Origin of the sequence: Burkholderia sp. BCC0044, assembly GCF_902832955.1 — a bacterium.
Classification (GTDB): Bacteria; Pseudomonadota; Gammaproteobacteria; order Burkholderiales; family Burkholderiaceae; genus Burkholderia.
On record NZ_CADFDO010000003.1, the window covers coordinates 1 to 13,510 of the forward strand.

The window sequence follows — 13,510 nt, forward strand, 5'->3', positions numbered from 1 at the left end:
GAGAGGCGCCCCACCATTTTCATCGGTGATACGGTCGAAATTGGACTTCGGTACAATGTACTAGCCCTAACTGGTTAGGAAGGTTCCAGAAGCGTTATACCTGCCCGGCCTCGGGCCCGGGCCGCCCGCGGCGGCGGCCAGCCCCCGCCTGCTATAATTTCGGGTTACGTTGACCTACCCGCGGCGCGCCCGAAACGGCGCGCCCTGCCCTGACCCATGCTCGTTCTCGGCATCGAAAGCTCCTGCGACGAAACCGGCCTCGCGCTCTACGACACGCAGCGCGGCCTGCTCGCGCACGCGCTCCATTCGCAGATCGCGATGCATCGCGAATACGGCGGCGTCGTGCCCGAACTCGCATCGCGCGACCACATCCGCCGCGCGCTGCCGCTGCTCGAGGAAGTGATGGCGCAAAGCGGCACGCGCCGCGACGACATCGACGCGATCGCGTTCACGCAGGGCCCCGGCCTCGCCGGCGCGCTGCTGGTCGGCGCGAGCATCGCGAATGCGCTCGCGCTCGCATGGAACAAGCCGACCGTCGGCATCCATCACCTCGAAGGCCACCTGCTGTCGCCGCTGCTGGTCGACGAGCCGCCGCCGTTCCCGTTCGTCGCGCTGCTGGTTTCCGGCGGCCACACGCAGTTGATGCGCGTGACCGACGTCGGCGTGTACGAGACGCTCGGCGAAACGCTCGACGACGCGGCCGGCGAAGCGTTCGACAAGACCGCGAAACTGATCGGCCTCGGCTACCCGGGCGGCCCTGAAGTGTCGAAGCTCGCGGAAACGGGCACGCCGGGCGTGGTCGTGCTGCCGCGCCCGATGCTGCATTCGGGCGATCTCGACTTCAGCTTCAGCGGCCTGAAGACGGCCGTGCTCACGCAGATGAAGAAATTCGAGGCGGCGAAGCTCGAAGGCGACGCACTCGAACGCGCGAAGGCCGACCTCGCGCGCGGCTTCGTCGATGCGGCCGTCGACGTACTCGTCGCGAAGTCGCTCGCCGCGTTGAAGCAGACGAAGCTCAAGCGCCTCGTGGTCGCGGGCGGCGTCGGCGCGAACCGCCAGTTGCGCGCGGCCCTGTCGGCGGCCGCGGCCAAGCGCGGCTTCGACGTGCACTACCCCGATCTCGCGCTCTGCACCGACAACGGCGCGATGATCGCGCTCGCGGGTGCGCTGCGGCTCGGCCGCTGGCCCGAACAGGCGAATGCCGACTACGCGTTCACGGTGAAGCCGCGCTGGGATCTCGCATCGCTCGCAGGCTGAATCGCGCCACGCGACACCGCCAGCCGGAAAACGAAAAAGCCGCTCGTTCGAGCGGCTTTTCTCATTGGCGCGACAAAACGCCGCGGCGTTATGCAGCCGCAGCCAGCCGCTTGTCGCGCTCGATCAGCGCATATGCGCTGTGATTGTGGATCGACTCGAAGTTCTCGGCTTCGAGCACGTACGCAACCACCCGCTCGTCCGCATCGAGACGCTGCGCGACGTCACGCACGAGATCCTCGACGAACTTCGGGTTCTCGTACGCACGCTCGGTGACGAACTTCTCGTCCGGACGCTTCAGCAGCCCCCACAGTTCGCACGATGCTTCCTCTTCCGCGATACGGATCAGCGCTTCGACCGGCAGATCGGCGGCCAGCTCCGCATCGATCGTCACGTGCGAGCGCTGGTTGTGCGCGCCATACTGCGAGATCTTCTTCGAGCACGGGCACAGGCTCGTCACCGGCACGAGCACCTTCAGGAACAGGCGCGTGTCGCCGTTGCGGCTTTCGCCCGCGAGCGTCACTTCGTAGTCGAGCAGGCTCTGCACGCCGGACACCGGCGCCGTCTTGTTTACGAAATACGGGAACGTGACTTCGATGCGGCCGGCCTCGGCTTCGAGCTTCTCGAGCATCGACGCGAGCATCGCGCGGAAGCGTTCGACCGTCAGCGGCGCGCGATTCTCTTCGAGCAGCGCGACGAAGCGCGACATGTGCGTACCCTTCTGATCGGCCGGCAGACGGACGTCGAGATTCCAGACACCGACGGTCGGTTGCACGTCGCCGCTTTCGGTACGCACCGTCAACGGATGCCGGACCGCCTTCACGCCCACGCGCTGAATCGGGATCTGACGGGTATCCACCGTGCTCTGCACGTCTGGCATCACGAAGGCGGGATTCATCTGGTTCATTTGTTCAATCCTTGTAAGCCGCGCGTTCGACGACGCGCACGCCGCGTCATGCGGCAGCCGGAAAAGCAACATGGGCCCGCAGGCCCATGTTTTCCGCATCAATGAAGACCGGTTGCGCCAGTCGCGCCGACGCCGCCCGCGGGCGGCGCCAGCTTATGCGACGCGCTTCGCGTGGCCGGCGACGTCGGCCGCCGGGCTCAGGAAGCGTTCGCGAATCGACTTCGCGATGCCCGCGCCGTCGAGGCCGCATTGCGCCAGCAGCTTCGCGTGGTCGCCGTGGTCGACGAACTGGTCAGGGAGGCCCAATTGTAGTACGGGTCGGATAACCCCACTCTCCATCAGGGCTTCGACGCAGGCCGAGCCCGCGCCGCCCATCACGCAGCCTTCCTCGACCGTGACGAGGTAGTCGTGCGTTTCGGCCAGTTCGCGCACGAGCGCCGCATCGACCGGCTTCACGAAGCGCATGTTCGCGACCGTTGCATCGAGTTCCTCGGCCGCTGCGAGCGACGGTGCGACCATCGTGCCGAACGCGAGGATCGCGACGCGCTTGCCTTCCGGCTGCGACGTGCGGCGACGCACTTCACCCTTGCCGAGCGGGATCTCGGTGAATTCCTTCACCGTCGCCACGCCCGTGCCCGCGCCGCGCGGATAACGCACCGCGGTCGGGTTCGGCTGCTGCAGCGCCGTGTGCAGCATCTGGCGGCATTCGTTCTCGTCGGATGCGGCCATGATCGTCATGTTCGGGATGCAGCGCATGAACGCGAGATCGTATGCGCCCGCATGCGTCGCGCCGTCCGCGCCGACGAGGCCCGCGCGGTCGATCGCGAACACGACCGGCAGGTTCTGCAGCGCGACGTCGTGGATCAGCTGGTCGTACGCACGTTGCAGGAACGTCGAGTAGATCGCGACGACGGGCTTCAGCCCTTCGGTCGCGAGACCGCCGGCGAACGTCACCGCGTGCTGCTCGGCGATGCCGACGTCGTAGTAGCGATCCTTGAAGCGCTTCTCGAATTCGACCATGCCCGAGCCTTCGCGCATCGCGGGCGTGATGCCGACCACGCGCGTATCGCGCTCGGCTTCATCGCACAGCCATTCGCCGAACACCTGCGTGTACGTTTTCTTCGCCGGCGTGGTCGACGGCTTGATGCCTTCGGCCGGGTTGAACTTGCCGGGGCCGTGATAGAGCACGGGATCGGCTTCGGCGAGCTTGTAGCCCTGGCCTTTCTTCGTCACCACGTGCAGGAACTGCGGGCCGCGCAGCTCGCGGATGTTCTGCAGCGTCGGGATCAGCGAATCGAGATCGTGACCGTCGATCGGGCCGATGTAGTTGAAGCCGAATTCCTCGAACAGCGTGGCCGGCACGACCATGCCCTTCGCGTGCTCCTCGAGCTTGCGCGCGAGTTCGAGCACCGGCGGCGCCACGCTCAGCACGCGCTCGACGCCTGCGCGCGCGGCCGCATAGAAGCGGCCCGACATCAGGCGGGCGAGATGGCGATTCAGCGCGCCGACCGGCGGCGAGATCGACATGTCGTTGTCGTTCAGGATCACGAGCAGCTTCGCATCTTCCGACACGCCCGCGTTGTTCATCGCCTCGAACGCCATGCCGGCCGTCATCGCGCCGTCGCCGATCACGGCGATCGAGAAGCGGTCGTCGCCGTTCAGCTGGCTGCCGATCGCCATCCCGAGCGCGGCCGAGATCGACGTGCTCGAGTGCGCGGTGCCGAACGTGTCGTATTCGGATTCGCTGCGGCGCGGGAAACCCGAGATGCCGTCGTACTGACGCAGCGAATGCATCTGGTCGCGGCGGCCCGTCAGGATCTTGTGCGGGTAGGTCTGGTGCCCCACGTCCCAGACGATGCGATCGTTCGGCGTGTTGAACACGTAGTGCAACGCGATCGTCAGCTCGACCGTCCCGAGGTTGGACGACAAGTGGCCGCCCGTCTTCGACACGCTGTCGAGCACGAACGCGCGCAGTTCATCCGCGAGCGGTTGCAGTTGGCGACGATCGAGGCGGCGCAAATCCGCCGGGTCGTCGATGGTTTTCAGCAAGTCGTACATCGTCGTTCCATTGTAGGAAATCAAACGCGCCCGCATTCTTTTGCGCGCACCGTAGCGCGTGCGCGGCGGCGGGCTTTCGCGTCAGCTGACCCGGTTCACTACCAGGTCGGCAAGTTCGGCGAGACGCTGTGCGCGTGCGCCGAACGGTTTCAGCGCGTCATGCGCTTCGGCGCGCAGCTGCGCTGCCAGCTCGCGCGACGCCTCGAGACCGAGGATCGATACATAAGTCGGCTTGTCGTTCGCCGCGTCCTTGCCAGCCGTCTTGCCGAGCGTCGCCGAATCGGTCGTGACGTCGAGAATATCGTCGACGACCTGGAAGGCCAGACCCACGGCCCCGGCGTAAACATCCAGCGCGGCCATCGTTTCCGCCGAAGGCGTCTCGCCGGCCAGCGCGCCCATCCGCACGGCCGCGCGCAGCAATGCGCCCGTCTTCATCCGGTGCATCGTCTCGAGCTGTTCGCGCGTCAGCTTCAGCCCGACGCTCGCCAGGTCGATCGCCTGCCCGCCGGCCATGCCGATCGAGCCGCTCGCGAGCGCCAGCTCGCGCACGAGCGCCGCCTGCTGCACCGGCGACAGCGCATCGGCGTCGGTCAACGCGACGAACGCCTGCGACTGCAGCGCGTCGCCGACCAGCAGCGCCGTCGGCTCGTCGTACTGCACGTGCACGGTCGGCTTGCCGCGACGCAGCGCGTCGTCGTCCATGCACGGCATGTCGTCGTGCACGAGCGAATAGACGTGGATCATCTCCAGCGCCGCCGCCGCCGCGTTGCGTGCCGCTTCCGTCGCGCCGGTCAGCTCGCCTGCTGCATGGCACAGCAGCGGGCGAACGCGTTTGCCGCCACCGAGGACCGCGTAGCGCATCGCCTCGTGAAGTTTCGCGGGCATCGCGGTTTCAGCCGGCAGATAGTGGCCGAGTGCGTCCTCGACGCGGTCAAGCACGGACCGCATCCATTGTTCGAATGTCATAGATCGTCGTCTTCGCCGTCCGTGGCGGCCGTTCCGGACGAAAGCGGCTTCAGCGTCGCGCCGTCGAGCACGCGAACCTGCTGCTCCACTTTCTCGAGCTGCTGTTGGCAAAACGCAACGAGGGTCGCACCGCGGCGATACGCCGCCAGCGAATCCTCGAGGCTCAACGCGCCGCCTTCCATCCGGGCAACCAGCGTCTCGAGTTCCGCGAGCGCCATCTCGTAATTGTCCGGCAACGGTTCGGTGTCATTGCCGGGCGGCGTGGCGCCTGGGGATGCGGTTTTCGCCATGGACGAGGGTGTCAAATTTCAAAACAAGTCGGACATTCTACGGCAAAAGAGAATTTTCCGACCTGCCGTCTTGGGCGCCCGCGCACAATTCCGGCCCCATCTCCGATGCACAGTGTGCGCCTTTCGACGGTCGCCCGACAAAAAATTGACACAAATCAGGCACTTAATCCTAGCCTTGCGAGGCGAACCGGGTATAATTCTCCGTTTCCCTAAATCGATTTTTCGATGGTTGGGTTGTTCACTGCTTTCACGCTAACACCGGGAGTGGGAATGTCCAATCTGAGCGATGCGCTTCAGTTGAAGTCGGCCCACAGCCAGCTTCCAGTCACTGCATATTTCGATGAGGCGCTGCTCGAGCGCGAGATCGAAACCCTCTTCAAGAAAGGACCTCGTTACGTCGGGCACGAGTTGATGGTGCCCGAGGCGGGGGATTATTTTGCGCTGCCGTCCGAGAAGGAAGGCCGCGTGCTGGTCCGTAACCAGACGAACCAGATCGAACTGCTGTCGAACGTGTGCCGCCACCGCCAGGCGATCATGCTCAGCGGGCGCGGCCATGCGCAGAACATCGTGTGCCCGCTGCACCGCTGGACGTACGACCTCGAAGGCCAGCTGCTCGGCGCGCCGCACTTCCCCGACAAGCCGTGCCTGAACCTCGGCAAGAGCCCGCTGCAGAACTGGCAGGGGCTGCTGTTCGAGGCCGAGGGCCGCAACGTCGCGCGCGATCTCGCGAACCTCGGCACCAGGCATCACTTCGACTTCTCCGAGTACCTCTTCGATCACGTCGAAGTGCACGAGTGCGATTACAACTGGAAGACGTTCATCGAGGTCTACCTCGAGGATTACCACGTCGTCCCGTTCCACCCGGGCCTCGGCAGCTTCGTGTCGTGCGACGATCTCAAATGGGAGTTCGGCGACTGGTACAGCGTGCAGACGGTCGGCGTGCACAACGCCCTCGCGAAGCCGGGCAGCGCGACTTACCAGAAATGGCACGAGCAGGTGCTGAAGTTCCGCAACGGCGTGCCGCCGGAGTTCGGCGCGATCTGGATGGTCTACTACCCGGGCCTGATGATCGAGTGGTATCCGCACGTGCTGGTGGTGTCGTGGCTGATTCCGCGCGGGCCGCAGAAGACGACCAACATCGTCGAGTTCTATTACCCCGAGGAAATCGCGCTGTTCGAACGCGAATTCGTCGAGGCCGAGCGCGCCGCCTATATGGAAACGGCCGTCGAGGACGACGAGATCGCGATGCGGATGGACGCAGGCCGCCGTGCGCTGATGGCTCGCGGCGAATCGCAGGTCGGCCCGTACCAGAGCCCGATGGAAGACGGCATGCAGCACTTCCACGAGTTCCTGCGCCGCCACCTCGGCGACCTCTGACAGCGGCTGCGGCGCGTTGACGCCGCCCCGCATCCGGCAGACGAAAAGACGGGCTTCGGCCCGTCTTTTTTTGTTTAGACTTGGAGTGTCAGGTCATTTGCACTCCAGGGAGTCGTCATGCCACACACTCATTACACCACGCTCATCTCCGCCGCCAATCTCGCCGAGCGCCTGGCCGCGGCGCCCGGCAGCGTCGCGCTGTTCGACTGCCGCTTCGATCTCGCCGATCCCGCCGCCGGCGAAGCCGCCTACGCGGCCGGCCATCTCCCCGGCGCGCAATATCTTCATCTCGACCGCGACCTGTCGGGCCGCAAGACGGGCACCAACGGCCGCCATCCGCTGCCGACCCGCGACGCGCTCGCCACGCTGCTCGCCAGCCGTGGCCTCAAGCAGGGTCAGCAGGTCGTCGCGTACGACGCGCAAGGCGGCGCCTATGCGGCGCGCCTGTGGTGGCTGCTGCGCTGGCTCGGCCACGATTCGGTTGCCGTGCTCGACGGCGGCCTGCAGGCCTGGGAAGCGGCCGGCCAGCCGCTGACGACCGACGTGCCGCAACCGGCAGCCGGCGACTTCCGCTCGGGCACGCCGCTCGAATCGACCGTCGATGCGGCGGCCGTGCTCGCGAACGTGTCGTCGGCCGCGCGCGTCGTGATCGATGCACGCGCACCGGACCGCTATCGCGGCGAAAACGAAACGATCGATCGGGTGGGCGGCCACATTCCGGGTGCGCGCAACCGCTTCTTCAAGGACAACCTGACGGCCGACGGCCGCTTCAAGACCGGCCATGAACTGCGCGAGGCCTTCGCCACCGTGCTGGCCGGCACCGAGCCGAACCGCGTGATCCTGCAATGCGGCTCCGGCGTCACCGCGTGCCACAACGCGCTGGCGCTCGAAGTGGCGGGCCTGCACGGCGCGTCGCTGTACCCGGGCTCGTGGAGCGAATGGAGCGCCGATCCGTCGCGGCCGATCGCGACCGGCCCGAATCCTTGAGCACCCACGCGGCGCGACGACGAAGCGGCGGCCGATGCCGCGGCGGCAGTTGCCGCCGCTTCGTCGTTTACATCACGCCGTACTTGTGGAACCACTCGGTCGCGCGCTTCCAGCCGTCCTCGGCATCGCCTTTCACGTAACTCGGCCGGTAGTCGGCGAAGAACGCGTGGCCGGCATCCGGATACACGACGATCTCCGATTCGCGCGCGAGCTTCGAATCGCTCGTCTGGATCGCCTTGCGCATGTCCGCGAGCGACGCCTGCGTGATGTTCTGATCCTTCTCGCCGTACAGCCCGAGCACGGGCACCTTCAGCAGCGATGCGTGATCGACCGGGTTGAACGGCGTCATCTCGTCGGTCTTGCCCTCGACGAACCCGTACCACGCGACGGCGGCCCGCACGTGCGGATTGTGTTCCGCATACAGCCACGCCTGGCGACCGCCCCAGCAGAATCCGGTCACGCCGAGGCGCGTCAGGTCGCCGCCGTTCTTGCCGGCCCACGCGACGGTCGCATCGAGATCCTCGGTCACCTGGCGGTCGGGCACCTTGCTGATAATGTGGTCGTACAGCTCCTTCATCGTCGGATACTTCGCCGCGTTGCCCTGCCGGGCGAACAGGTCGGGCGCGATCGCCAGATAGCCGAGCTTCGCGAAGCGCCGGCACACATCGGCGATATGCGCGTGCACGCCGAAGATCTCGTGAATCACGATGACGACCGGCAGGTTCGTCTTGTCGACCGGCTGGGCGCGATAAGCCGGCACGCTCGCATCGCCCGAGCGGATCTCGATGGTGTCGACGTCCAGCCCGGTGCTGTCGGTCGTGACCGTCTGCGCCGACACGGGCAGCACGGCCGCCGCGAAGGTGCCGCCCAGCGCTGCCTGCATGAACTTGCGGCGCGAGAACGGGACATGGGGGACCAGGCTGTCGACTTCGGGTTTCAACATGAATGCACTCCTCGATTGGGCGCCGCCGTCACGATCACGGATACGGGATGACGGGGCATCACGCCGGCGCGCGGCGCGGATGTCGCGGCGATTGGCACTCCGCCGCAAACGCAAACCCGGACAAGATGCCCAATAATCCGTTGTCGCGTCAACTGTCGGATGTGTAAGACTCGATTACGACGCGTTGCGGCGCTCGAATCGATCATCGTGCGGCAGCGCACCAGCGGCCTGCCGAATCACAGCGCGGTGGTGCATATCGAGGTTCGTCGCGCGACCGAATCGTTGCGAATCGAAAAGAAAAACGGGCGGCGAACACGCAAGACATGCGTACTCCCCGCCCGCTCCGCACACAAGTACGCGATCAGTGCAGCTTGACGCGCGGCAGCGTCGTACGCCGCAGCCAGTGCGCGACCGTGTCGAGCATCATCCGCGGATAACCGTGCAGCGCCGCGATGTGCAGCCGGTACAGCGACATGTACATGAAGCGCGCGAACAGCCCTTCGATCAGCATGTTGCCGCCGATCAGCCCGCCCATCAGGTTGCCGACCGCGCTGAAGTGACCGAGCGACACGAGCGAACCGAAATCGCGATACGTGAACTCGGGCAGCGGGCGCCCTTCCAGCCGGCAGCCGATCGCCTTGAGCAGGAAACTCGCCTGCTGGTGCGCTGCCTGCGCGCGCGGCGGCACGTTGCGTTCGTTGCCGGGCCATGCGCAGGCCGCGCAATCGCCGAGCGCGAACACGTTGTCGTCGGTGAAGGTCTGCAGCGTGCGGCGCACGTCGAGCTGACCGAGCTTGTTGACCTGGAGGCCGTCGAGGTGCGAGAGCACGGACGGCGCCTTGATGCCGGCCGCCCAGACCGTCAGGTCCGCGCGCACCGCCTTGCCGCTCGCGGTATGCACGAACCCGGGCGCCACCTCGGTCACGCGCTCGCTGAGCATCAGCCGCACGCCGAGCTTTTCGAGCAGTTCGGCCGTCGCCGTCGACACGCGTTCCTGCAGTGCCGGCAGGATCCGCGGCCCCGATTCGATCAGCACGATGCCGACGTCATGGCGCGGATCGAGCTTGTGCAGCCCGTACACGGACAGCACCTGCGCGGTATTGCGCAGTTCCGCGGACAACTCGACGCCCGTCGCGCCGCCGCCGACGATCACGACCTGGATGCGCGGCTCGGCCGATTCGCCCGGCGCGGTCGGCGCCGGCGTCTGGTGCTCGGCGCGCATGCATGCCGCGATCAGCCGCTTGCGGAAGCGTTCGGCCTCCCCGACCGTGTCGAGCGCGATCGCGTTTTCCGGCGCGCCCTGCACGCCGAAGAAGTGGGTCGTGCTGCCGATCGCGATCACCAGCGTGTCGTATTCCAGCTCGCGCGCCGGCAACAGTTCCTCGCCGTCGCTGTCGTTGATAGGCGACAGCGTGACGCGCTTCGCCGCGCGGTCGAGCGCGGTCAGTTCGCCCTGCTGAAACTCGAAGCCGTGCCAGCGCGCCTGCGCCGCATACTCGAGTTCCTGCGTGAACGGGTCCATGCTGCCGGCCGCGACCTCGTGCAGCAGCGGTTTCCAGATGTGGGTCGGATTGCGGTCGACGAGCGTGACGAGCGCACGCGCGGGACGATTGCCGCGCGCGCCGTAACGGTCGCCGAGCCGCGTCGCCAGTTCCAGGCCGCCCGCGCCTCCGCCTACGATGATGATCCGATGCATCTGATTCCCCCTTTGCGATTCGAAACTGCTGCCGCCGGATGAAGCAAACGCGATGCACGCGCGCCGCCCGGTGGATTAACCGGTTCGGACATCATCGTGTGCAGTTCGAAGCACTTCGATGCGGCCGATCCGGAACGCGGGGCGCGCCGCCCCGCGTCAATGACATGACTCACATGCATTGTCCGGGAGCTTGCGCGTTGACCACAAGCAAACCATCTCGATATTCGGCATCCCTGCAACAATATGCCGCGGGAAGCGGGAACCGCTCGGGGGTGCGTCAGTGTGCCTCTTCCCAGTTCGCGCCGGCACCCACTTCGGCGACCAGCGGCACCTTCAGCTTCGCGACGCCGCACATCATTTCCGGCAATTTCTCGCGCACGAGCGACAGCTCGCTTTCGGGCACCTCGAGCACCAGTTCATCGTGCACCTGCATGATCATCCGCGACGCAAGCCGGTCGCGCGTGAGCCAGTCGTCCACCGCGATCATCGACAGCTTGATCAGGTCGGCCGCCGTGCCCTGCATCGGTGCATTGATGGCCGCGCGCTCGGCCGCCTGGCGGCGCGGGCCGTTACCGCCATTGATCTCGGGCAGCCACAGGCGGCGACCGAAAACGGTTTCGACGTATCCCTTTTCCTTCGCCACGGCGCGCGTGTTTTCCATGTACTGCGCGACACCCGGGTAACGCGTGAAATAGCGGTCGATATAGAGCTTCGCCGCGTCGCGCGTGATGCCGAGATTCGATGCGAGCCCGAACGCGCTCATCCCGTAGATGAGCCCGAAGTTGATCACCTTCGCGATCCGGCGCTGGTCGGAATTGACCTCGAGCGGCGTCACGCCGAACACCTCGGCGGCCGTCGCGCGGTGGATGTCCTCGCCCTGCGAGAACGCGCGCAGCAGCGACGCGTCGCCCGAGATGTGCGCCATGATCCGCAGTTCGATCTGCGAATAGTCGGCCGACACGATCCAGTGGCCCGGCGACGCGATGAACGCCTCGCGGATGCGTCGCCCTTCGGCCGTGCGCACCGGAATGTTCTGAAGATTGGGGTCGTTCGACGCAAGGCGGCCGGTTACCGCGACCGCTTGCGCATAGTTCGTGTGCACGCGGCCGGTGGTGGGGTTCACCATCCGCGGCAGCTTGTCGGTATAGGTCGACTTCAGCTTCGACAGCCCGCGATGCTCGAGCAGCAGCTTCGGCAGCGGGTAGTCCTCGGCCAGCTTCTGCAGCACTTCCTCGTCGGTCGACGGCGCGCCGCTCGGCGTCTTCTTCACGACCGGCAACTGCAGCTTCTCGAAGAAGATCTGCCCGATCTGCTTCGGCGAGCCGAGATTGAATTCGCCGCCCGCCAGTTCGTACGCCTCGCCCTCGAGCTCGATCAGGCGCGTCGCGATTTCGGTGCTCTGCGCGTGCAGGCGTGCATCGTCGATCAGCACGCCCGTGCGCTCCATCTTGCGCAGCACGAGCGACACCGGCATCTCGATCTCGCGGTACACGCGCTCGAGGCCCGGCTCGCGCGCGACCTGCGGATACAGCGCGTGATGGAGCTGCAGCGTGATGTCCGCGTCTTCGGCCGCGTATTCGGCGGCTTGCGCGAGCGCCACTTCGTCGAAACCGATCTGCTTCGCGCCCTTGCCGGCCACGTCTTCGTACTTGATCGTCTTGACGCCCAGATGACGCAGCGCGAGGCTGTCCATGTCGTGCGTGCGGTGCGATTCGACCACGTACGATTCGAGCAGCGTGTCGTGCTCGATGCCGTTCAGCGCGATGTCGTAGTTCGCGAGCACCTGTGCGTCGTACTTCAGGTGCTGGCCGACCTTCTTGCGATCGGCCGATTCGAGCCACGGCTTCAGGCGCGCGAGTACTTCGTCGAGCGGAAGCTGCTCGGGCATGTCGGGGCCGCGGTGCGCGACCGGCAGGTAGGCCGCCTTGCCCGGCTCGACCGAGAACGACAGGCCGACGAGCCGCGCGAGCATCGGATCGAGCGCGGTGGTCTCGGTGTCGAACGCGGTCAGCGCGGCCGCGTCGATCTTCGCGAACCATGCATCGAACTGTTCCCAGGTCTGGATCGTGTCGTATTCGCGTACGACGTCGGCTGCGATCACCGGGGCCGGCTCGCCTTCCGGCGCATCGGCGCCGCCGCCTTCGGCCGGTGCGCTCTCGACTTCGCGCAGCCAGGTCTTGAAGCCGTAGCGCGCGAAGATGTCGCGCAACAGGTCGCGCGCCTCGCCGTCGCTCTTCAGCGATGCTTCGATCGATTCGAGATGCGGCGTGAGATCGCACGCCGTGTCGACCGTCACGAGCTGACGGCCGAGCGGCAGGAAATCGAGCGCACGGCGCAGGTTGTCGCCGACCACGCCCTTGATGTCGCCCGCGTGTTCGATCACGCCGTCGAGGCTGTCGTATTGCGACAGCCATTTCACGGCCGTCTTCGGCCCGCACTTCTCGACGCCCGGCACGTTGTCGACGGTGTCGCCGATCAGCGCGAGGTAGTCGATGATGCGCTCGGGCGGCACGCCGAACTTCGCGAGCACGCCGTCGCGGTCGAGCGTCTCGTTGGTCATCGTGTTGACGAGCGTGACGCGGTCGGTCACGAGCTGCGCGAGATCCTTGTCGCCGGTCGACACGATCACGTTCATCCCGTGCCGTTCGGCTTCGCGCGCGAGCGTGCCGATCACGTCGTCGGCCTCGACGCCCTCGACCATCAGCAGCGGCCAGCCGAGCGCGCGCACGGCGCCGTGGATCGGCTCGACCTGCAACGCGAGATCGGGCGGCATCGACGGACGGTTTGCCTTATAGTCGGCATAAAGGTCGTCGCGGAACGTCTTGCCCTTTGCATCGAACACGCAAGCGCTATACTCTGCACTGACTTCCTTGCGCATACGGCGCAGCATGTTGATGATTCCGTAGAGCGCTCCGGTCGGCTCCCCGCCAGGGCCACGCAAATCAGGCATCGCATGGTAAGCCCGATACAGATAGCTCGAACCGTCAACCAATAGCAGGGTCTTACCTTCCAGATTTCGTTCTTCAGGCATT

The 13,510-nt window shown here is 66.1% G+C and carries 10 protein-coding genes; 3 read left to right on the forward strand and 7 right to left on the reverse strand.

Features of this window, described 5'->3' with window-relative positions:
• Positions 1-216: 216 nt before the first annotated feature.
• A complete protein-coding gene (tsaD, locus tag HWX14_RS16920; protein ID WP_175883610.1) occupies positions 217-1,257 on the forward strand; it encodes a tRNA (adenosine(37)-N6)-threonylcarbamoyltransferase complex transferase subunit TsaD in 1,041 nt (346 codons plus the stop codon).
• 88 nt (positions 1,258-1,345) lie between these two features.
• Here tsaD and folE2 read toward each other — a convergent pair whose 3' ends face one another.
• From folE2 to HWX14_RS16940, 4 genes are all read right to left on the reverse strand, one after another.
• Complete coding sequence (gene folE2 / locus HWX14_RS16925; protein WP_175883611.1) at positions 1,346-2,161, reverse strand: GTP cyclohydrolase FolE2; 816 nt, start codon at positions 2,159-2,161, stop codon at positions 1,346-1,348.
• 153 nt (positions 2,162-2,314) lie between these two features.
• Positions 2,315-4,219, reverse strand: a complete 1,905-nt coding sequence (dxs, locus tag HWX14_RS16930; RefSeq protein ID WP_012338492.1) for a 1-deoxy-D-xylulose-5-phosphate synthase — start codon at positions 4,217-4,219, stop codon at positions 2,315-2,317.
• An 81-nt stretch (positions 4,220-4,300) separates the two neighbouring features.
• Complete coding sequence (locus HWX14_RS16935; protein WP_006479426.1) at positions 4,301-5,185, reverse strand: polyprenyl synthetase family protein; 885 nt, start codon at positions 5,183-5,185, stop codon at positions 4,301-4,303.
• The gene (locus HWX14_RS16940; protein ID WP_174381044.1) at positions 5,182-5,475 is read right to left on the reverse strand and encodes an exodeoxyribonuclease VII small subunit; all 294 of its coding nucleotides are present in this window, start codon (positions 5,473-5,475) and stop codon (positions 5,182-5,184) included. The genes HWX14_RS16935 and HWX14_RS16940 overlap by 4 nt, the downstream gene beginning before the upstream one ends.
• Before the next feature lie 270 nt (positions 5,476-5,745).
• Between HWX14_RS16940 and HWX14_RS16945 the strand changes: the two genes are divergently transcribed.
• Entirely contained in the window at positions 5,746-6,852 is a 1,107-nt protein-coding gene (locus HWX14_RS16945) for an aromatic ring-hydroxylating dioxygenase subunit alpha (protein ID WP_175883612.1), read from the forward strand.
• Between the two features lie 117 nt (positions 6,853-6,969).
• A complete protein-coding gene (locus HWX14_RS16950) occupies positions 6,970-7,839 on the forward strand; it encodes a sulfurtransferase (protein ID WP_175883613.1) in 870 nt (289 codons plus the stop codon).
• 67 nt (positions 7,840-7,906) lie between these two features.
• Here HWX14_RS16950 and HWX14_RS16955 read toward each other — a convergent pair whose 3' ends face one another.
• The 3 genes from HWX14_RS16955 to polA all read right to left on the reverse strand — a co-directional run bounded on the left by HWX14_RS16955 (position 7,907) and on the right by polA (position 13,509).
• Complete coding sequence (locus HWX14_RS16955; RefSeq protein WP_175883614.1) at positions 7,907-8,782, reverse strand: dienelactone hydrolase family protein; 876 nt, start codon at positions 8,780-8,782, stop codon at positions 7,907-7,909.
• A 361-nt stretch (positions 8,783-9,143) separates the two neighbouring features.
• Positions 9,144-10,478 (reverse strand): NAD(P)/FAD-dependent oxidoreductase, encoded by a 1,335-nt coding sequence (locus tag HWX14_RS16960; RefSeq protein ID WP_175883615.1) that lies wholly within the window; start codon positions 10,476-10,478, stop codon positions 9,144-9,146.
• A gap of 277 nt (positions 10,479-10,755) precedes the next feature.
• Positions 10,756-13,509 carry a DNA polymerase I gene (polA, locus tag HWX14_RS16965; RefSeq protein WP_175883616.1) on the reverse strand — a complete coding sequence of 918 codons (2,754 nt, stop codon included), beginning with the start codon at positions 13,507-13,509 and terminating at the stop codon, positions 10,756-10,758.
• Position 13,510: the final 1 nt, after the last annotated feature.